The 19,357-nt window shown below is 56.7% G+C and carries 19 protein-coding genes and 2 tRNA genes; 16 read left to right on the forward strand and 5 right to left on the reverse strand.

All coding sequences use genetic code 11. From position 1 onward, the window contains the following. Positions 1–226: 226 nt before the first annotated feature. From AB5Z09_RS01060 to AB5Z09_RS01075, 4 genes are all read left to right on the forward strand, one after another. A complete protein-coding gene (locus AB5Z09_RS01060) occupies positions 227–1,951 on the forward strand; it encodes a dipeptide ABC transporter ATP-binding protein (RefSeq protein ID WP_368194451.1) in 1,725 nt (574 codons plus the stop codon). A gap of 70 nt (positions 1,952–2,021) precedes the next feature. Next, a complete protein-coding gene (locus AB5Z09_RS01065) occupies positions 2,022–3,578 on the forward strand; it encodes an ABC transporter substrate-binding protein (protein ID WP_021230378.1) in 1,557 nt (518 codons plus the stop codon). 99 nt (positions 3,579–3,677) lie between these two features. Next, positions 3,678–4,652 (forward strand): ABC transporter permease, encoded by a 975-nt coding sequence (locus tag AB5Z09_RS01070; RefSeq protein ID WP_005349514.1) that lies wholly within the window; start codon positions 3,678–3,680, stop codon positions 4,650–4,652. Positions 4,653–4,654: 2 nt separating this feature from the next. Next, positions 4,655–5,596 carry an ABC transporter permease gene (locus tag AB5Z09_RS01075; RefSeq protein WP_040068611.1) on the forward strand — a complete coding sequence of 314 codons (942 nt, stop codon included), beginning with the start codon at positions 4,655–4,657 and terminating at the stop codon, positions 5,594–5,596. 74 nt (positions 5,597–5,670) lie between these two features. On the opposite strand, the gene dxs is transcribed toward AB5Z09_RS01075, so the two are convergent. The 3 genes from dxs to xseB are packed head-to-tail and all read right to left on the reverse strand — an operon-like array spanning position 5,671 to position 8,703. Beyond that, complete coding sequence (gene dxs / locus AB5Z09_RS01080; RefSeq protein WP_368194452.1) at positions 5,671–7,539, reverse strand: 1-deoxy-D-xylulose-5-phosphate synthase; 1,869 nt, start codon at positions 7,537–7,539, stop codon at positions 5,671–5,673. A gap of 21 nt (positions 7,540–7,560) precedes the next feature. Beyond that, the gene (gene ispA / locus AB5Z09_RS01085) at positions 7,561–8,451 is read right to left on the reverse strand and encodes a (2E,6E)-farnesyl diphosphate synthase (RefSeq protein WP_368194453.1); all 891 of its coding nucleotides are present in this window, start codon (positions 8,449–8,451) and stop codon (positions 7,561–7,563) included. Continuing rightward, positions 8,452–8,703, reverse strand: coding sequence for an exodeoxyribonuclease VII small subunit (gene xseB, locus AB5Z09_RS01090; protein WP_005338838.1), 252 nt, complete (start codon positions 8,701–8,703; stop codon positions 8,452–8,454). Between the two features lie 211 nt (positions 8,704–8,914). Between xseB and pomA the strand changes: the two genes are divergently transcribed. The 3 genes from pomA (at position 8,915) to greA (ending at position 11,205) form a co-directional block, all read left to right on the forward strand. Then, the gene (pomA, locus tag AB5Z09_RS01095; RefSeq protein WP_005338837.1) at positions 8,915–9,673 is read left to right on the forward strand and encodes a flagellar motor protein PomA; all 759 of its coding nucleotides are present in this window, start codon (positions 8,915–8,917) and stop codon (positions 9,671–9,673) included. A gap of 5 nt (positions 9,674–9,678) precedes the next feature. Beyond that, on the forward strand, positions 9,679–10,572 hold the full coding sequence (locus tag AB5Z09_RS01100) for a flagellar motor protein MotB (RefSeq protein ID WP_031227624.1): 894 nt from the start codon (positions 9,679–9,681) through the stop codon (positions 10,570–10,572). Between the two features lie 156 nt (positions 10,573–10,728). Then, complete coding sequence (greA, locus tag AB5Z09_RS01105; protein WP_005343528.1) at positions 10,729–11,205, forward strand: transcription elongation factor GreA; 477 nt, start codon at positions 10,729–10,731, stop codon at positions 11,203–11,205. A gap of 76 nt (positions 11,206–11,281) precedes the next feature. Here greA and AB5Z09_RS01110 read toward each other — a convergent pair whose 3' ends face one another. Both AB5Z09_RS01110 and yhbY read right to left on the reverse strand, forming a co-directional pair. After that, a complete protein-coding gene (locus AB5Z09_RS01110; RefSeq protein WP_368194454.1) occupies positions 11,282–11,863 on the reverse strand; it encodes a PilZ domain-containing protein in 582 nt (193 codons plus the stop codon). A gap of 103 nt (positions 11,864–11,966) precedes the next feature. Then, a complete protein-coding gene (gene yhbY, locus AB5Z09_RS01115) occupies positions 11,967–12,263 on the reverse strand; it encodes a ribosome assembly RNA-binding protein YhbY (RefSeq protein ID WP_005338829.1) in 297 nt (98 codons plus the stop codon). Between the two features lie 97 nt (positions 12,264–12,360). Here yhbY and rlmE point away from each other — a divergent pair, with 97 nt between their 5' ends. From rlmE to rimP, 9 genes are all read left to right on the forward strand, one after another. Beyond that, on the forward strand, positions 12,361–12,990 hold the full coding sequence (gene rlmE, locus AB5Z09_RS01120) for a 23S rRNA (uridine(2552)-2'-O)-methyltransferase RlmE (RefSeq protein WP_005338828.1): 630 nt from the start codon (positions 12,361–12,363) through the stop codon (positions 12,988–12,990). Between the two features lie 45 nt (positions 12,991–13,035). Next, positions 13,036–14,982: an ATP-dependent zinc metalloprotease FtsH gene (gene ftsH, locus AB5Z09_RS01125; RefSeq protein ID WP_005343537.1), complete on the forward strand. Its 1,947-nt coding sequence runs from the start codon at positions 13,036–13,038 to the stop codon at positions 14,980–14,982. Positions 14,983–15,041: 59 nt separating this feature from the next. Then, entirely contained in the window at positions 15,042–15,887 is an 846-nt protein-coding gene (gene folP / locus AB5Z09_RS01130; RefSeq protein WP_224968602.1) for a dihydropteroate synthase, read from the forward strand. Between the two features lie 15 nt (positions 15,888–15,902). Continuing rightward, complete coding sequence (gene glmM, locus AB5Z09_RS01135) at positions 15,903–17,237, forward strand: phosphoglucosamine mutase (protein WP_005338823.1); 1,335 nt, start codon at positions 15,903–15,905, stop codon at positions 17,235–17,237. Positions 17,238–17,368: 131 nt separating this feature from the next. Then, the gene (tpiA, locus tag AB5Z09_RS01140) at positions 17,369–18,133 is read left to right on the forward strand and encodes a triose-phosphate isomerase (RefSeq protein ID WP_368194455.1); all 765 of its coding nucleotides are present in this window, start codon (positions 17,369–17,371) and stop codon (positions 18,131–18,133) included. Then, positions 18,134–18,460: a preprotein translocase subunit SecG gene (gene secG, locus AB5Z09_RS01145; RefSeq protein ID WP_368194456.1), complete on the forward strand. Its 327-nt coding sequence runs from the start codon at positions 18,134–18,136 to the stop codon at positions 18,458–18,460. Positions 18,461–18,467: 7 nt separating this feature from the next. After that, positions 18,468–18,552, forward strand: a tRNA-Leu gene (locus tag AB5Z09_RS01150). Positions 18,553–18,644: 92 nt separating this feature from the next. Then, a tRNA-Met gene (locus AB5Z09_RS01155) sits at positions 18,645–18,721 on the forward strand. Positions 18,722–18,887: 166 nt separating this feature from the next. After that, positions 18,888–19,346 carry a ribosome maturation factor RimP gene (gene rimP / locus AB5Z09_RS01160; protein ID WP_005338809.1) on the forward strand — a complete coding sequence of 153 codons (459 nt, stop codon included), beginning with the start codon at positions 18,888–18,890 and terminating at the stop codon, positions 19,344–19,346. Positions 19,347–19,357 lie beyond the last annotated feature (11 nt).

Raw genomic sequence — 19,357 nt, forward strand, 5'->3', positions numbered from 1 at the left:
GTTATCTGCACAAAACATTGCGGAATTGTATAACTCAATCATTTACACCCGTGGTCAAACCGTCTAAGTTACTCGCGGGTTATTCCAAAAAAATGCAAAAAACCCGCCCGGATCGCTGGTTTCGCTGCCTCATGGATTGAGCAAATATTGCCCAAGGTAACAACCGGCATCTGCGGCTGATTTACGGACGAATTATTTGGGACGGATGTCCCCCGCAGAGGTAAACATGTCCTTGCTCGAAGTAAAGAACTTGCGGATCGAGTACCCCTCCCGTTACGGGGTGCTGGCCGCGGTGAAGGATCTCTCTTTCTCTATCGAAAAGGGTGAGATTGTCGGGGTGGTCGGTGAATCCGGCGCCGGCAAGTCCACCATCGGCAACGCCGTTATCGATCTCCTGAGCCCGCCGGGTCGCATCGCCCGCGGTGATATCTATCTCAATGGCGAGCTCATCTCCGGCAAGAGCCAGAACGAGATGCGGGCCATCCGTGGCTCCCGTATCGGGTTCATATTCCAGGACCCCATGACCTCCCTCAACCCGCTGTTCACCGTTGAGCATCAGCTGGTGGAGACCATTCTGGCCAATACCGACCTCTCTCGCGAAGCCGCTTTTGCCAAGGCATTGGAGCTGATGGGGGCGGTGGGTATTCCGCAGCCGGAGCTGCGCATCAAGCAGTATCCACACCAATTTTCCGGTGGCATGCGTCAGCGGGTGGTTATCGCCATTGCGCTCTCCTGCGATCCGGAGCTGATCATCGCCGATGAGCCGACCACGGCGCTCGACGTCTCCATTCAGGATCAGATCCTCCAGCTTATCCGCGCCCTCTGCAAAGAGCGTCAGGTGGGCTGCATGCTGGTGACCCACGACATGGGCGTGGTCTCCAACGTTACCGACAAGGTGGCGGTGATGTATCGCGGCGATCTGGTGGAGTTCGGCCTGACCGAACAGGTGTTGGGCAACCCCAATCACCCCTATACCCGCAGCCTCATCTCGGCGGTCCCCCGTTCCGATGTGAAGCTGGTGCGCTTCCCGCTGGTCTCCTATATCGAGGATGCCAGTGCGCCGGATACCAATATTGACCTCAAGACCCACTGGCTCGGCCAGAGTCAGGACGAGCGTGCCTATGAAGGGGCGCTGCTGCGGGTGGAGAACGTCGATCTGAAGTTCGTCACCAAGGACTCCATCTTCCCGAGCCGTCGCCAGTATGTGCGCGCCTGCAACAACATCAGCTTCGAGATCTTCGAAGGGGAGACCTTCGGTCTGGTGGGGGAATCGGGCTCCGGCAAATCGACTATTGCCCGCGCCATCACCGGTCTCTATCCGCCTGATACCGGCAAAATCTTCTTTGAGGGGATCGATCTGACAGCTCTCAAGAGCGAGCGCGAGCGTCGCCCGCTGCGTCGCCAGATGCAGATGGTGTTCCAGAACCCCTATTCGTCGATGAACCCGCGGATGAAGGTACGCGACATCATTGCCGAGCCGATCCGCTTCCATCAGCTGGCGAGCAGCGAGAGCCAGATTGAGGGGATTGTCGGCGATCTGCTGGATCACGTGGGTCTCGGTCGTGGTGCCGGGGTCAAGTATCCCCACGAGTTCTCCGGCGGTCAGCGCCAGCGTATCTCCATTGCCCGCGCCCTGGCCACTCGCCCGCGCTTCCTTATCTGCGATGAGCCGACCTCGGCGCTGGATGTGTCGGTGCAGGCCCAGATCCTCAACCTGCTCAAGGATCTGCAGCAGGAGCTCAAGCTCACCATGCTGTTTATCAGCCACGATCTGCCGGTGATCCGCCAGATGTGCGACCGCATCGGGGTGATGCAGCACGGTCATCTGGTGGAAGTGGCCGAGACCGAGAAACTCTTTACCAATGCCGAGCATGAGTACAGCCGCAAGCTGATCTCCCTCATGCCGGAGTTCAAGGGAATGTCCCGCGAGGGGCTGGAAATCGCAAGCTAGGAGAGCGCCGGTGCGCCGGTCTGCTTGTCAAAAAAAGTGTCATAAGAAAGCCAAAAGCATGGAGAACAAGATGAAGAAAGGATTGTCCAAGATTGCCCTGGCGCTGTTTGCCGCCGGTTTCGCCTTCAGTGTCTCAGCCGCTGATATCAAGGTGGGTGTCGCTTCTGACGCCACTTCGCTGGATCCGCAGGAGCAGCTCTCCGGTCAGACCCTGGAGATGTCGCACCTGGTATTCGATCCCCTGATGCGTTACACCCAGGACCTGCAGTTCGAGCCCCGTCTGGCCGAGAAGTTCGAACGTGTCGATGACAAGACCGTCCGCTTCCATCTGCGCAAAGGGGTCAAGTTCCACTCCGGTAACGACTTCACCGCTGACGACGTGGTGTGGACCGTTAACCGCCTGAAATCCTCCGTCGACTTCAAGGCGATCTTCGATCCCATCAGCGAAGTGAAGAAGGTCGATGACTACACCGTCGATCTCGTCACCGCCAAGCCGTTCCCGCTGGTGCTGCAGACCGTCACCTACATCTTCCCGATGGACTCCAAGTTCTATACCGGCAAGACCGAAGCGGGCAAAGACAAGGCCGAGATCGTCAAAAACGGCGACTCCTATGCCTCTACCCACGTTTCCGGTACTGGCCCGTTCACCGTCAAGTTCCGCGAGCAGGGTGTGAAGCTGGATTATGCCCGCAACGCCAACTACTGGGACAAAGCCTCCAAGGGTAACGTCGAGAACCTGACCGTGGTGCCGATCAAGGAAGATGCGACCCGTGTTGCAGCCCTGCTGGGTGGCGACGTGGACATGATCTATCCGGTTGCGCCCAACGATCTGGAGCGCGTGAAGAATGGCAAGGACTCCCAGCTGGTCACCCTGTCCGGTACCCGCGCCATCATCATCGAGCTGAACCAGAACACCAACCCGGCACTGAAAGACAAGCGTGTACGTCAGGCGATCAACTACGCCATCAACCAGGTGGGCATCGTTGAGAAGATCAACAAGGGCTTCGGTACCCCTGCTGGCCAGCTGAGTCCGAAAGGCTATGCCGGTCACAACGAGGCGCTGGTGCCCCAGTATGATCTGGCCAAGGCCAAGGAGCTGATGAAAGAGGCCGGTTACGAGAAAGGCTTCAAGATGACCTTCATCTCCCCGGCTGCCCGCTACGTCAACGACGTCAAGATTGCCCAGGCTGTCTCCGCCATGCTGGCCAAGATCAACATCAAGGTGGATCTGAAGACCATGCCGGTGGCCCAGTACTGGCCAGAGTTTGACAAGTGCGCCGCAGACATGCAGCTGATCGGCTGGCACTCCGACACTGAAGATACCGCGAACTTCTTCGAGTTCCTGACCTTCACCAAGGACGCCAAGACTGGTATGGGTCAGTACAACTGCGCCGGTTACGCCAACGCCGAAGCTGACAAGCTGGTGATGGATGCCAACGCCGAGACCGATCCGGCCAAGCGTGCCGAGATGCTCAAGAAGGTCGAAGCCATGCTGATCGAAGATGCTGCCTACGTGCCGTTGCACTGGGAAGATCTGGCCTATGGCGCCAAGAAGAACGTCGACATCAAGCCGGTGGTCAACGTGATGAACTTCCCTTACCTGGGTGACCTGGTGGTCAGCAAGTAAGAGAACGTCGCAAGGAAGGACGGGGCGGGGTGGTCAGCTGGCCACTCCGCCCACTAACAGAAGCCTGTGCCACGACACAGGCCACGTAGAAGGACAAGCATGTTTACATTCCTGCTGAAACGGTTCTATCAGGCCGTGATAGTGATGTTCGTCATCAGCCTGGTCGCCTTCTCCATCCAGGATAATCTGGGTGACCCGTTGCGCGAGCTGGTGGGACAATCCGTCTCCGAAGCCCAGCGTCACGAGTTGCGCGAGAAGATGGGCCTTAACGATCCCTTCCTCATCAAATACAGCCGCTTTCTGAAAAATGCGGTGCATGGGGATTTGGGCACCTCCTATTTCTTCAAGCGACCTGCTCTCGAGGTGATCCTCGACAAGCTGGTGGCTACCCTTGAGCTGGTGTTTGCTGCCGCGCTTATCATCGTGGTGGTCTCCATTCCACTCGGTGTCTATTCGGCGATCCGCCCGCGCAGCATTCCCACCAAGATCATCATGGCGGGGAGCAGTATCGGTATCTCGATCCCGGTATTTTTGACCGCCATCATGCTGATGTACCTCTTCTCCATCCAGCTGGGCTGGCTGCCGGCCTATGGGCGCGGCGAGACCCGTAACCTGCTGGGCTGGGAGTCGGGCTTCTTTACCTGGGATGGCATCCTGCACCTGATCCTGCCCGCGGTGTCCCTCTCTTCCATCATGCTGCCGCTGTTTATCCGGCTGGTGCGCTCCGAGATGCTGGAGCAGCTCTCCTCCGAGTACGTCAAATTCGCCCGCGCCAAAGGGCTGGATAACAACAAGGTCTACTATCAGCACGCTCTGAAGAACACCATGCTGCCGGTCATTACCGTCGGCGGGGTGCAGATCGGCACCATGGTGGCCTACACCATCCTGACCGAGAGCGTGTTCCAGTGGCCGGGCACCGGCTTCCTGTTCCTTGAGGCGATCCACCGGGTCGATACCCCGCTGATCACCGCCTACGTCATCTTCGTGGGACTGATCTTCGTGGTGACCAATACCCTGGTCGACCTGCTCTACGGGTTGATTAACCCGACTGTTAACCTGACTGCCAAGGGGTAAGCATGAGTAACGCTGTAACTGCAAGCCCAAGCCGTTGGGCACGATTCAAGAACTCAGACATCGTCTACTACTTCCTGCGGGACAAGGTAGCCATGTTCAGCTTTGCGGTGTTCGTGGTATTTGTGCTGGCGGCGCTGTTGGCCCCCTGGCTCGCCCCGCACAACGTCTATGACCAGACCAGTTTTGATCTGATGGATGCCGAGTTGCCCCCCTCCTGGCTCGAAGGCGGCGAGGAGCGTTTCTGGCTCGGTACCGACAACCAGGGGCGGGATATCTGGAGTACCATTCTCTATGGCGCCCGTATCTCCCTCACCATCGGTCTGTTTGCGGTGGCGCTGCAGCTGGTGCTCGGTATCGTCATCGGTCTGATTGCCGGTTACTTCGGTGGCCGCATCGACAACTTGCTGATGCGCTTTGCCGATGTGCAGCTGTCGTTCTCCACCATGATGGTGGCGATCATCATCTCCGCCATCTTTCAGGCAACCTTTGGCTCCGAATTCTACTCGAAGTTCGCCATCATGATGCTGGTGGTGATCATCGGTATTGCCGAGTGGCCGCAGTACGCCCGTACTGTGCGCGCCTCTGTGCTGGCGGAGAAGAAGAAGGAGTATGTGGAGGCGGCCAAGGTGATGGGGTTCCGCGCCCCGCGCATCATGTTCCGCCACATTCTGCCCAACTGTTTGTCGCCCATTCTGGTTATCTCCACAGTGCAGGTGGCCAACGCCATCATGAGCGAGGCGGCGCTCTCCTTCCTTGGTTTGGGGATGCCGGTTGATCAGCCCTCGCTCGGTTCGCTGATTAGCGTCGGCTTCAACTACATCTTCTCCGGCTCCTGGTGGATCACCGCCTTCCCGGGCATCTGTCTGGTGGTGCTGGTGCTGGTCATCAACCTGCTGGGCGACTGGCTGCGGGATGTATTTAACCCCAAGATCTACAAAGGGTAATCCAAGTAAGAAACGCAAAATAAGAAGGGCGCCAGTGAGGCGCCCTTCTTTTGTTTGATAGCTTTAACACGTTATCAGGCTTGCAGCCAGCTTTCGATACTGCGCTGGATGCCTGCATCGTCCAGACCGAGCAGGGCATAGATCTCCTGCTGGGTACCCTGTTCCACGAAGCGATCCGGCAAGCCAAGGTTGAGCACCGGCTTGCACTGCTTGCTGCGCATCAGCAGTTCGTTCACCGCCGAACCGGCGCCGCCCATGATGGCGTTGTCTTCCAGAGTGACGAACTGATCGTGGCTGGCCGCCAGCGACAGCACCAGTGCCTCATCCATCGGTTTGACAAAGCGCATATCCACCAAGGTGGCATCCAGCACTTCGGCGGCCGCTTTGGCGTGGTGCAGCAGAGTACCAAAGGCCAGAATGGCAGTGCCCTTGCCCTCTCGCAGGATACATCCCTTGCCGAGCTCCAGTGCCTGCATCTCTGACGAGATGGGGGCGTCGCTCAGGCTGCTGCCGCGCGGATAGCGCACTGCTGCAGGGCCCTGATGGATATAGCCGGTATAGAGCATCTGGCGGCACTCGTTCTCGTCAGATGGCGTCATCACCACCATGTTGGGCACGGTGCGCAGGAAGCTGATATCGAACGCCCCCTGATGGGTCGGACCATCGGCGCCCACCAGACCGGCCCGGTCGATGGCGAACAGCACCGACAGATCTTGCAGCGCTACGTCGTGGATCACCTGATCGTAGGCGCGCTGCAGGAAGCTCGAATAGATGGCGACCACCGGCTTCTTGTCGGCGATGGCAAGACCGGCAGCAAAAGTGACCGCGTGCTGCTCGGCAATAGCCACATCGAAGTAGCGATCCGGATACTGCTGGCTGAATTTCACCAGCCCGGAGCCTTCGCGCATGGCGGGGGTGATGCCGACCAGCTTCTCGTCTTTGGCTGCCATGTCGCACAGCCACTGGCCGAAGATGGCCGAGAAGGTGGGCTTGGCACCACTCGCCTTGGGCAGGGCGCACTCGTCCGGATTGAACTTGGGCACGGCATGATAACCGATAGGGTCTTTTTCGGCGGGCTCGTAGCCCTTGCCCTTCTTGGTCTTGACGTGCAGCAGCTGCGGCCCCTTGAGATTGCGCATGTTGCGCAGGGTCTCGACAAGTGCCTCGATATCGTGACCGTCGATGGGGCCGATGTAGTTGAAGCCGAACTCCTCGAACAGGGTGCCGGGCACCACCATCCCCTTGAGGTGCTCTTCGGCCCGCTTGGCCAGCTCCTTGACCGGCGGCAGACCGGCCAGCACCTTCTTGCCGCCTTCGCGGATGGTGGTGTAGAGCTTGCCGGACATGACCCGGGCCAGATGGTTGTTGAGCGCGCCGACATTCTCGGAGATGGACATCTCGTTGTCGTTGAGGATCACCAGCATGTCTTTATGGACGTCGCCGGCGTGGTTGAGCGCTTCAAAAGCCATCCCCGCCGTGATGGCGCCATCACCGATCACCGCAGCAACCTTGCGGCCCAGCCCTTCACTCTCGGCGGCAACCGCCATACCGAGCGCGGCACCGATGGAGGTGCTGGAGTGGCCGACGGAGAGCACGTCGTACTCGCTTTCGCCACGCCAGGGGAAGGGGTGCAGACCATCCTTCTGCCGGATGGTGTGGATCTGGTCGCGGCGCCCGGTCAGGATCTTGTGGGGATAGGCCTGATGGCCCACATCCCAGATCAGCCGATCGAACGGGGTGTTGTAGACGTAGTGCAGGGCCACGGTCAGTTCGACCGTGCCGAGACCGGAGGCAAAGTGTCCGCTGGAGCGGCTGACGGAGCGCAGCAGATATTCGCGCAGCTCGTTGCACAGCACCGGTAGCCGCTCTTTGGGCAGGGAACGCAGCTCTATCGGGGTGTCCGCGAGGGCCAGGTTGGGGAAATTGCTAATATCAACGCTCATATTGTTACTGTTATCCAGCGTTTAGTGGGTTCGCTCGATGATGTAATCGGCAAACGCTTCCAGAATGTCGGTATTGTAGGGCAAGGATTGCAGGGCTGTTAAGGCTTTCCCATGCAGTTCGCGAGCCAGCTCACGGGCATTTTCGAGTCCGAGCAGGGCTGGATAGGTACTTTTCTCCAGCGCCAGGTCAGAACCTTGCGGCTTGCCCAGGGTGGCGGTATCGCCTGTGATGTCGAGGATGTCATCCTGCACCTGGAAGGCGAGGCCGATGGCGGAGGCATAGGTTTGCAGTGCAGCCAGCGTGGCGTCATCGACATCGGCTTTGCACAGGGCGCCGAGCGCCACGGCACATTCAATCAGCGCACCGGTCTTGTGGCGGTGTACCTGCTCCAGTTCGGCGAGCGAGATCTGGCGCCCTTCGGCCTGCAGATCCAGCGCCTGACCGCCACACATACCGAGATAGCCGGAGGCGCGGGCGAGGGTACTCAGCATCCGCACCCGGTTGGTCATCAAGGAGTCGGGCATGGGATGATCGGCCAGAATGGAGAACGCCAGGGTCTGCAGCGCATCACCGGCCAGAATGGCAGTTCCTTCGTCAAACGCCTTGTGAACGGTTGGCTGACCACGACGCAGGTCGTCGTTATCCATGGCGGGCAGGTCATCGTGCAGCAGGGAGTAGGCGTGGATGCACTCCACGGCAGCCGCAGGGCCATCCAGCAGTTCACTTTTGACGCCCAGCATCTCGCCGACCGCGTAGACCAGAAACGGGCGAACCCGCTTGCCGCCCAGCAGCAGGCCATAACTCATGGCATCGCGCAGACGCGGCGCCATGGCGGGCAAGGATTCAAGTTGTGCTGACAGACAGTCGTCAATACGCTGACGATGCAGACGGGAAAAATGGTCCAGCGCCACTCACTCCTCTCCTTGTTCTGGCTGGAAGGGGGCGAGCTGGTCACTGCCATCGGCTTGACTGAGCAGGATCTGGATCTTCTGTTCGGCCAGTTCCAGCTTCTGCTGACCGGCCCGAACCAGATGAACGCCCTGCTCGAACTGCTTGAGTGCCTCTTCCAGGGGTAGGGAACCTTGTTCCAGCTGATGAACGATGGTTTCCAGCTCTTCCAGAGTGGCATCAAAACTCAGACGGTCGATTTTTTTACTGGCCATGTCCATCCTCGGGGATTGAAAAAAACGGCTTATATTAACATCGACCGTCCACAGGGGGGAGGCAGAAAAGCATTGCCCCCTCAAACTCTCGCTAAACTGGCCGATAATGAGCCATCATTCTCAGTGGATGCATGCTTGCCGCTAGGGTCGCAATAGCAGAAAATTCAACAAACTATAATTAGGCATAAGAACCGGTGACAGGAGTAGGGACGTGGATCTAGGGAGCTTGTTAGGTATCGTTTTAGGATTCGGTGTCGTGATTTACGGCATGATCCTTGGTGGCTCGTTGAGCATGTTTATCGATATGCCATCGGTCTATATCACTATTCTTGGCTCAATCTTCATCGCCATGATGAAGTTCAATATCGGGCAGTTTTTTCTGGCTTTCAAGGTGGCGGGCAAAGCCTTTATGTACAAGGGCGACAAGCTCGACGATTTGATCGCCAAAGCCGTTGAACTGGCTGATGCGGCTCGCAAAGGGGGGTTTCTGGCGCTGGAGGCAGCAGAGATCCCCAATGCATTTATGAAGAAAGGGATCGACATGCTGGTGGATGGTCACGATGCCGAAGTGGTGCGTGCCGTGATGGAAAAGGATATCGACCTGACAGCCGAGCGCCATGTCATTGCCATCAAGGTCTTCCGTACCCTTGGGGATCTGGGCCCAGCCATGGGGATGATAGGTACGTTGGTGGGCCTGGTGGCTATGTTGTCAAATATGAGTGACCCCAAGTCGATCGGTCCGGCAATGGCGGTGGCCTTGCTTACCACCCTGTACGGAGCGATTGAGGCCAACATGATCGCTATTCCTATTGCTGACAAGCTGGAGCTGCGCAGCGGGGAGGAGAAGCTCAGTCGTACCCTGATCCTTGATGCCATTATGGGGATTCAGGATGGCCAGAACCCGCGGGTGATCCAGTCCATGCTGCAGAACTATCTGAGCCAGTCCAAACGCAATACCGGCGCGGAGTAAGCACCATGTCTGATTGCAAATGTCCCCCCCCCGGTCTTCCTGCCTATATGGGCACCTTTGCCGACTTGATGTCGCTGCTGATGTGCTTCTTCGTGCTGCTGCTCTCCTTTGCCGAGATGGATGTACTCAAGTTCAAGCAGATCGCGGGCTCTATGAAGAATGCTTTCGGAGTGCAGAACATCCTTGAGGTGAAAGATATTCCCAAGGGAACCTCGGTGATTGCCCAGGAGTTCCGGCCCGGTCGCCCTGAGCCCACGCCGATTGATACCGTGATGCAGCAGACCATCGATATGACTCAGACCGAACTGGAGTTTCTGCCCGGCGAGGCGGATCAGGCAGGTGGTCAGGACAAGAGTGATGGCAAGCAGACGGGGGGCGATACCGCGCAGGATGCAAAGAAGGCGCAAGAACAGTCCAATACCCTGGCCAAAGCCCTCGCCGAGCAGATGAAAGATCAGATCCAGGACGGTGCCATCGAAATTGAGGCTCTGGGCCAGCAGATCATCATCCGGATCAGGGAAAAAGCGTCGTTCCCGGCCGGTTCGGCATTTCTGCAGCCCCAGTTCTGGCCGGTTATTCGCAAGGTCGCGACCCTGCTCAAGGATGTGCCGGGTGAAATCACCATCTCCGGTCACACTGACAACGTCGCGACCGAAGATGAGCTGTTCCAGTCCAACTGGGAGTTGTCGTCGCAACGGGCGGTGGCGGTGGCGCACCAGATGCTGAAGGTCCCCGGTTTTGATCAGGGGCGACTGGTGGTGCAGGGGATGGCGGACTCCCAACCATTGGTGCCCAATACGACCCCTGAAAATCGTCGGATGAACCGGCGGGTGGAGATCGCCATCATGCAGGGCAAACCGACTGTTTCGGCCCCCATTTCCGTACCGGAAGGGAAGTAAGCGAGGGTAATATCGATGACGCAAGTGGGATCTGCATCAGGGGGCTGACGTGGATTTTGTGTTGGCTTCATATTAAGATGCCTCATCCGAACCGATTGCTGCGGCCTCCTTGCAGATGGCCGCAGTTTCTATTTTCAAGCAACCCAGGTTTCGACTATGAATCATACTCCGATGACTGTTCGCGGCGCTGAGAAGCTGCGCGAAGAGCTCGATTATCTCAAGACCGAGCTTCGTCCCCAGATTATCGAAGCGATTGCCGATGCCCGTGAGCACGGTGATCTGAAGGAAAACGCCGAATACCATGCCGCTCGCGAGCAGCAGGGGTTCTGTGAAGGCCGCATTCAGGAGATTGAAGCCAAGCTCTCCAATGCGCAGGTGATCGATGTCACCAAGATGACCAACAACGGCCGCGTTATTTTTGGCGCGACGGTGACTTTGCTCAAGAGCGAGACAGAGGAAGAGGTGGTTTACCGCATCGTGGGTGATGATGAGGCTGATATCAAACAGAACCTCATCTCTGTCAACTCCCCCATTGCCCGCGCCCTGATTGGCAAGGAAGTGGACGATGTTGCAATCGTCAAGACCCCTGCTGGCGATGTGGAATACGAAGTACTGGAAGTCGCTTATATCTAAGCGAATGCTACAGACGATGAAACAGGGGGGCTGGTGCTCCCCTGTTTGTCTTTATCTATATGATTATTGATAAAAATCAGGACAGATACGCCTCGGTAAAGGCGTCTTGATGACGCTGAAACAACCAGTGGCGCAGCCGTTCGATGTTGCTCTCGCTCATTTGAAAGCTCAGCGCCCAGGTGGCATGCTCGGCATTGGCTTTGATGCGCCTTACCAGTCGTCCCTGCAGTGGAAGAGGGGCCTCTTGCTCGATACAGAGCTCGCCGTTGATGGGAGTATCGGCCACCATATCGGTTGGCAAATTTTCCACGATGAGGCCGTTGAGGGAGAGGCTGAGTACCTGAAACAGGCCCAGCTCGCTGCATAGCTTGGCTTTTTGGGTGAGACGCCAGGCGCGCGGTTGCGCAAATCCCAGCTCCCTGATGACCGGTGCAGATAAGCGGGGCTCGACGAAGCCATCTTCCCCTTGGGTAAAGCTCAGAGGAAAACGCAGCTGATGGCCTGCGAAGCGAGCTTCGAGTACAAGGTGTTCGGCTTTTTGCAGCAAGCCAAGCATGGGGGCATCGAGGTGACCACTCAGAACATGGGTGTCCTGATTGCTCCCCAAGTCCCGCAGCATGGCCAGCTCATCGTCGGTCAGAATAGGATGGTGAGCCATAATGCGTGTCCGGAAGTATTCATCGCAGGTTAAGGGCTTTGCGACTACTTTGGCAAGCGACTCGGGAAGAAGTGGAATAAGGAAAGAGCGATGCTCTTTCCTTTTACTTGCGGGGCAGCTGGATTTTGGGTTCGTTGGCTTGACGATAAATGGTCAGCACATGACCCATGCTTTGCACCTTGATTGAACCGGTTTCACGGACGATAGCATCCATAACCAGTTGTTTCATTTCGCGATCTTCAGAGGCAACCTTAACCTTGATCAGCTCGTGATGGTTCAGTGCCAGATCGATCTCGGCCAGTACACCTTCGGTCAGACCATGCTGACCCAGCAGGACGACAGGCTTGAGGCTATGGGCAAGGCCCTTGAGGTACTGTTTCTGTTTATTGTTGAGAATCATCGCAATTTCTTCATAAGTCAGGGTTGAAAGGGGCGTATTCTACCCCCACTTAGCCCTTAATACTAATAACCCTTGTGGTTTTTTAAAGTCGATTATCATGACCCAGAAAAAACGTTCCCCCAGTTCAACTCGCTGGTTAAAAGAACATTTCGACGATCAATACGTCAAAAAAGCCCAGAAAATGGGCCTGCGTTCTCGTGCTGTTTTCAAGATTGACGAGATCCAGGGCAAGGATCGCTTGCTGAAACATGGCATGACCGTAGTGGATTTGGGAGCTGCCCCCGGTGGTTGGTCCCAGTTTGCGGTTGAACAGGTTGGTGATTCGGGTCGCGTCATCGCATGTGACATTTTGCCGATGGATCCGATTGCTGGTGTCGATTTCCTGCAAGGGGACTTTCGGGAGGAAACTGTACTCGGCGCCTTGCTGGAGCGAGTGGGTCCCGACAAGGTCGATGTCGTGATGTCTGATATGGCGCCCAACATGAGCGGTACCCAGCAGGTGGATCAGGCTCGCGCCATGTATCTGGTCGAGCTGGCACTGGACATGTGCAATCAGGTATTGCGTAGTGACGGCAGTTTCGTAGTGAAGGTGTTTCAGGGAGAGGGCTTTGATGCCTATCTCAATGAAATTCGTAAACTTTTCTCCGCTGTCAAAATTCGTAAACCAGACTCATCCCGCGCCAGATCACGGGAAGTCTACATTGTGGCTACCGGTTTTAAACTGTAGTACCCTAACCTTCATCGTTAACTGTCAGTCTGCGAGGTTACTGATTTGAGTGACATGGCGAAAAACTTAATCCTGTGGCTGGTCATCGCCGTCGTTTTGATGTCGGTGTTCAATAGCTTCAGCCCCAGCGATACCACCAGTCGCCAGCTGGACTATTCCAGCTTCGTTAAAGAGGTGACCCAAGAGCAGATCCGTGAAGTGCGGATGGACGGTAAGGTCATTAATGGCGTCAAGCGTACTGGTGAACGATTCACCACCATCATCCCGGCGCCGGATCCCCAGCTGCTCAACGACATGCTCAATCACAATGTCAAAGTGATGGGTGAGAAGCCGGAAGAGCCGTCTCTGTTGACCTCTATCTTCATCTCCTGGTTCCCGATGCTGCTGCTGATCGGTGTCTGGGTCTTCTTCATGCGTCAGATGCAGGGTGGCGGTGGCAAAGGTGCCATGTCGTTCGGCAAGAGCAAGGCTCGCCTGATGAGCGAAGATCAGATCAAGACTACCTTTGCTGACGTTGCAGGTTGCGATGAAGCCAAGGAAGAGGTGAAGGAGCTGGTCGACTATCTGCGCGACCCGAGCAAATTCCAGAAACTGGGTGGCAAGATCCCGACCGGTGTGCTGCTGGTTGGTCCTCCCGGTACCGGTAAGACCCTGCTGGCCAAGGCCATTGCGGGCGAGGCCAAGGTGCCGTTCTTCACCATCTCGGGTTCCGATTTCGTGGAGATGTTCGTCGGTGTCGGTGCCTCCCGGGTGCGTGACATGTTTGAACAGGCCAAGAAATCTTCTCCCTGCATCATCTTCATCGATGAAATTGATGCGGTCGGTCGCCAGCGTGGCGCCGGTCTGGGTGGTGGTCACGATGAACGTGAGCAGACCCTTAACCAGATGCTGGTCGAGATGGATGGTTTTGAAGGCAATGAAGGCATCATCGTCATCGCAGCCACCAACCGTCCTGACGTACTGGATCCGGCACTGCTGCGTCCGGGCCGTTTCGACCGTCAGGTTGTGGTCGGTCTGCCGGATGTCCGTGGTCGCGAGCAGATCCTGAAAGTGCACATGCGCAAAGTTCCGCTGGCGGATGACGTCAATCCGGCACTGATTGCCCGTGGTACCCCCGGTTTCTCTGGTGCGGATTTGGCCAACCTGGTCAACGAGGCAGCCCTCTTCTCTGCTCGTGAGAGCCGCCGAGTGGTCTCCATGGCCGAGTTCGAGAAGGCCAAGGATAAGATCATGATGGGTGCGGAGCGTCGCTCCATGGTGATGAAAGAGTCCGAGAAAGAGATGACTGCATATCATGAAGCTGGCCACGCCATCATTGGTCGTCTGGTTCCGGATCATGACCCGGTTTACAAGGTCTCCATCATTCCGCGCGGTCGTGCGCTGGGTGTGACCATGTATCTGCCGGAGCAGGATCGCTGGAGCCATTCCAAGCAGCATCTGGAGTCGATGATCTCCAGTCTGTATGGCGGTCGTCTGGCAGAAGAGCTGATCTATGGTGCCGAGAAGGTATCGACCGGCGCGTCCAACGATATCGAGAGGGCGACCGACATTGCACGCAAGATGGTGACCCAGTGGGGTATGTCCGAGCGTCTCGGCCCAATGCTCTACGCGGAAGAAGATGGTGAAGTGTTCCTCGGTCGCAGCATGGCTAAGGCCAAGCACATGTCCGACGATACCGCTCGTGTCATCGATGCCGAGGTCAAGCAGGTCATCGACCGCAACTACGCCCGTTCCAAGCAGATCCTGCTGGATAACATGGACGTGTTGCACAGCATGAAAGATGCACTGATGAAGTACGAGACCATCGACGCCAAACAGATCGATGATCTGATGGCGCGTCGCGAGGTACGTGCTCCGAGCAACTGGCATGACGAGCACGGTGATACCCCGCAAGGTGGTTCCACCGTCGCTGCCGAGGCCAAGCCTGCCGATGAGGCTGCACCGGTGGCGGATGTCACTATCGACAAAGCCAACGATGCTCCGGCCAAATAATTGTGACTCTCCAAACCCCGGGCTTGCCCGGGGTTTTTCTTTATCAGATGGACGTGAAAATGCAGTTAACCAGCAAGGGGCTCAGCCTCTCCCTCGATCGTCCCCATGTGATGGGGATCCTCAATGTGACGCCCGACTCCTTCTCCGATGGCGGTAATTTCAACCAGTTTGAACGGGCAATGGCCCATGCGCGCCAGATGGTCTCTGACGGTGCGACCCTCATCGACATCGGTGGCGAGTCAACCCGCCCTGGTGCGCCCGATGTGAGCGAGCAGGAGGAGCTGGACAGGGTCATTCCTGTCGTGGAACAGATGGTCCGTGAGCTGGATGTGATGATCTCCCTCGATACCTCCAAAGCGACTGTGATGCGGGAGGGTTGCAAGGCGGGAGCCCATCTGATCAACGATGTGCGGGCACTGCAAGCACCTGGAGCACTGCAGGCCGCGGCTGAGGCTGCTGTCCCTGTCTGTCTGATGCATATGCAGGGGCAGCCGAGAACCATGCAAGTCGAGCCGCACTATGACGACCTGATCGGGGAGGTACGCGCCTTCTTTGATGAGCGTATTGCGGCTTGTCTGGCGGTCGGGATCCGTCGTGAAGAGCTGTTGCTGGATCCGGGATATGGCTTTGGCAAAACCCTTGCACACAACTATCAGCTGTTGGCGGCTCAAAAGGAACTGCTTGATTATGGCTTGCCGCTATTGGTGGGGATGTCGCGAAAGTCTATGATAGGCAACCTGCTGGGCCGTCCGGTGGATGAGCGTCTGGCGGGCAGTCTGGCATGCGCCCTTATCGGCATGCAGCATGGGGCCCGTATCATCAGGGTACATGATGTACGGGAGACCATGGACGCATTGCGCGTCGGTTGGCTGGCAATGACGGGACAAGATTTTATTTCCAGATAATAAAGAGAACAGACAATGGCAAGAAAGTATTTCGGTACCGATGGTGTGCGCGGCAAGGTTGGCGAATACCCGATCACCCCTGATTTTGTAATGAAATTAGGTTGGGCTGCCGGCAAGGTGCTCTCCAAGAAGGGCACCAAAAAGGTGCTGATTGGCAAAGATACCCGCATCTCCGGTTACATGCTGGAATCCGCGCTGGAAGCGGGGCTCTCTGCGGCAGGCCTCAAGGCCATTCTGATGGGACCGATGCCCACGCCGGCGGTTGCCTACCTGACTCGCACTTTCCGTGCCGAAGCTGGCATCGTCATCAGCGCTTCCCACAATCCCTTCTACGACAACGGCATCAAGTTCTTCTCCGCCGACGGCACCAAGCTGCCCGATGATGTCGAGCTGGCTATCGAAGCCGAGCTGGATCACGAGCTCAAGTGTGTCGAGTCGGCCGAACTTGGCAAAGCGGTGCGCATTGATGATGCCGCCGGTCGCTATATCGAATTCTGCAAGAGCACCTTCCCCTCCCACATGAATCTGGATGGGGTAAAAATGGTGGTCGACTGTGGCCACGGGGCGACTTATCACATTGCGCCTTCGGTTTTCCGCGAGCTGGGTGCCGAAGTGATCACCATGGGCTGTGCCCCGGATGGTCTCAACATCAACGATGGTGTCGGCTCGACTGCGCCTGACGCACTGGTTGCCAAGGTGCTGGAGTGCAAGGCCGATCTGGGGGTTGCCTTTGATGGTGATGGTGACCGTCTGATCATGGTCGACCATACCGGCTATCTCATCGACGGTGATGAAGTGCTCTATATCATCGCGCGCGATGCCCTGCGCAATGGTCGCCTCAAAGGCGGTGTCGTCGGCACCCTGATGGCCAACATGGGTCTGGAGCTGGCGCTGCAAACCCTGGGCATCCCGTTTGCCCGTGCCAAGGTGGGTGACCGCTATGTGCTGGAGATGATGGAAGAGAAGGGCTGGCGCATCGGTGGTGAGAACTCCGGCCACATTATCTGTCTGGATCAGACCACTACGGGTGATGGCATCGTAGCCGCCTTGCAGGTGCTTACCGCCATGCGCAGTGCCGAGATGCCGCTTGCCAAGCTGCGCTCCGGCATGAGCAAGTTCCCGCAGGTGCTGGTGAATGTTCGCTTTGCCGAAGGCAAGGATCCGCTGGCCGCTGATGCTGTCATGGCTGAGGTTGCCAAGGTGGAACAGGAGCTGGCTGGTCGTGGTCGCGTACTGTTGCGTAAATCAGGTACCGAACCGCTGATCCGGGTCATGGTCGAAGGGGAGCATGAACAGCAGGTGCGTGACATGGCTCAGCGCATCGCCAAGCAGGTTGAATCGGCGTTTTAATGAACAATCAGGGCGGCTTTTTAGCCGCTCTGGTTGTATCTTGTTCAAACGATTCAAAAATTTAAAAATAGCACTTGTCAGCTGAGCATCCTCTGGATATTATCAGCCCCGCTTTCGCAAGGGAGTTGCCGATGGGACATAGCAAGCCGTTTGTAGCAGCCAATTGGAAGTTGCACGGTAGTAGGTCGCAGTTAGAGCAATTTACGAGTCGGTGCCTAAACGGCGTTGACGGAAAAGTAGATGTGGTTCTCTGTCCTTCCCATGTGCATCTCGACTTTAGCGCTTCACTGCTCAATGAGCAGAAAGTAATAAAGTTGGGGGCTCAGAATGTGAGTCAGCACGCTACTGGCGCTTACACTGGAGAAATCTCGTGTCAGATGCTGGTTGAGGCAGGGTGTCGCTACGTACTGGTAGGGCACTCCGAGCGCAGGCGTCTCTTTGGTGAGACCAGTTTTATCGTCGCAGAGAAGTTTGCGGCAGCCAGAGCGGCAGGCTTGATTCCCATCCTCTGTTTAGGTGAGTCAGGTGCGGCGAGGCAGGCGAGAAGAGCCTTCGAGGTGATCGCTGAAGAGCTGGATATCGTCATAGAGAAAAATGGCGCGATGGCTTTCGATAATGCTATCATCGCCTACGAGCCGATTTGGGCTGTAGGTACAGGTAAATGCGCCACACCCGAGCAGGCACAAGAGGTTCATTCCTTCATACGTGGTCGCTTGGCGGAGGATACTCCGGTAATAGGTGAGAAAGTTAGAATCATCTATGGTGGGAGCGTAACGCCGAGCAACGCGAGAGATTTGTTTGCACAGCCCGACATTGATGGCGGGCTGATTGGCGGAGCAAGCCTCGATAGCGATGCGTTTTTAGGAATTGTTGAAGCGGCAAAGGGTGCAAGTTAAATGTACGAAATTCTTTTAGTCGTTTATCTGCTGGTTTCACTGGCTCTGATTGGTCTGGTGATGATTCAGCAAGGTAAAGGGGCTGATATGGGCGCCTCCTTCGGCGCAGGGGCATCGAACACAGTATTCGGCTCCGGTGGTTCAGGCAGTTTCCTGACCCGAACAACAGCAATTTTGGCTACTCTGTTTTTCGTTATCAGCCTGGTGCTCGGATCTATGTCCAGCAACAAGGTCAAGCAGGGTAGTGAGTGGGAAAATCTGCAACAAACCCAACAGGTTGAGCAGACCACAGCGCCAGTAAAGAAAGATACTGACGTTCCAGAGTAAGAGTTTTGCCGTGGTGGTGGAATTGGTAGACACGCTATCTTGAGGGGGTAGTGCTCTAGGGTGTGCGGGTTCGAGTCCCGCCCACGGCACCAATTAAGCAGTGAGCTCGGGAAACCGAGTGTATTATAGCCAGTCAGTCTTGTATCGAGAGAGTGAAGTGGCTATAATCTCGCACGATTTCGGACGCGGGGTGGAGCAGCATGGTAGCTCGTCGGGCTCATAACCCGAAGGTCGTCGGTTCAAATCCGGCCCCCGCAACCAAATTTCACGCATTTCCTACGCTCAGGAAGGCGGTCGCTGCGAGGCGACAATCAGGGTAAAGCGCCAAGCCCCGATTTGACATCGGGGCTTTTTGTTATGTGCAATTTACTCTGAATCGATATCTATCTGGGCTTTATGCCCTTTTTTTGTTTTTCGGAGGGTGACTTTGGCTACGTTGGAACAACGTTTGACCGATCTGCTCGAGGCTCCGGTCGTTGCCTTGGGTTTTGAACTTTGGGGTATTGAGTTTATCCGTGCGGGTAAACACTCCACCTTGCGTGTCTATATCGACGGCGAGCAGGGGGTGACTGTCGAGAACTGTGCTGAGGTCAGCCATCAGGTTGGCGCCATCATGGACGTCGAAGATCCCATCACCGAGGAGTACTACCTCGAGGTGTCCTCCCCAGGCCTGGATCGTCCCCTGTTCAAGGTTGCCCATTTCGAAAAATACGTTGGCCAAGAGGCGGCGGTAACGCTTCGGATGGCAACAAACAACCGCCGCAAGTTCAAAGGCGTAATCAAAGCTGTGCAAGGCGACATGATCACCCTGACAGTAGATGGTAAGGACGACGTGTTGGCTTTCACCAATATCCAAAAAGCGAACATAGTGCCGAACTTTGGTTAACGAGGCTATCG

The organism is Aeromonas sp. R2-2 (genome assembly GCF_040908355.1).
Taxonomy (GTDB): Bacteria; Pseudomonadota; Gammaproteobacteria; order Enterobacterales; family Aeromonadaceae; genus Aeromonas; species Aeromonas veronii.

What these genes read in the sequence shown, in the direction of transcription:
- AB5Z09_RS01060 (WP_368194451.1), top strand. Translation starts at nt 227, where the DNA reads ATGTCCTTGCTCGAAGTAAAGAACTTGCGGATCGAGTACCCCTCCCGT.
- AB5Z09_RS01065 (WP_021230378.1), top strand. Translation starts at nt 2,022, where the DNA reads ATGAAGAAAGGATTGTCCAAGATTGCCCTGGCGCTGTTTGCCGCCGGT.
- AB5Z09_RS01070 (WP_005349514.1), top strand. Translation starts at nt 3,678, where the DNA reads ATGTTTACATTCCTGCTGAAACGGTTCTATCAGGCCGTGATAGTGATG.
- AB5Z09_RS01075 (WP_040068611.1), top strand. Translation starts at nt 4,655, where the DNA reads ATGAGTAACGCTGTAACTGCAAGCCCAAGCCGTTGGGCACGATTCAAG.
- dxs (WP_368194452.1), bottom strand. Translation starts at nt 7,539, where the DNA reads ATGAGCGTTGATATTAGCAATTTCCCCAACCTGGCCCTCGCGGACACC.
- xseB (WP_005338838.1), bottom strand. Translation starts at nt 8,703, where the DNA reads ATGGCCAGTAAAAAAATCGACCGTCTGAGTTTTGATGCCACTCTGGAA.
- AB5Z09_RS01100 (WP_031227624.1), top strand. Translation starts at nt 9,679, where the DNA reads ATGTCTGATTGCAAATGTCCCCCCCCCGGTCTTCCTGCCTATATGGGC.
- greA (WP_005343528.1), top strand. Translation starts at nt 10,729, where the DNA reads ATGAATCATACTCCGATGACTGTTCGCGGCGCTGAGAAGCTGCGCGAA.
- AB5Z09_RS01110 (WP_368194454.1), bottom strand. Translation starts at nt 11,863, where the DNA reads ATGGCTCACCATCCTATTCTGACCGACGATGAGCTGGCCATGCTGCGG.
- yhbY (WP_005338829.1), bottom strand. Translation starts at nt 12,263, where the DNA reads ATGATTCTCAACAATAAACAGAAACAGTACCTCAAGGGCCTTGCCCAT.
- rlmE (WP_005338828.1), top strand. Translation starts at nt 12,361, where the DNA reads ATGACCCAGAAAAAACGTTCCCCCAGTTCAACTCGCTGGTTAAAAGAA.
- folP (WP_224968602.1), top strand. Translation starts at nt 15,042, where the DNA reads ATGCAGTTAACCAGCAAGGGGCTCAGCCTCTCCCTCGATCGTCCCCAT.
- glmM (WP_005338823.1), top strand. Translation starts at nt 15,903, where the DNA reads ATGGCAAGAAAGTATTTCGGTACCGATGGTGTGCGCGGCAAGGTTGGC.
- tpiA (WP_368194455.1), top strand. Translation starts at nt 17,369, where the DNA reads ATGGGACATAGCAAGCCGTTTGTAGCAGCCAATTGGAAGTTGCACGGT.
- secG (WP_368194456.1), top strand. Translation starts at nt 18,134, where the DNA reads ATGTACGAAATTCTTTTAGTCGTTTATCTGCTGGTTTCACTGGCTCTG.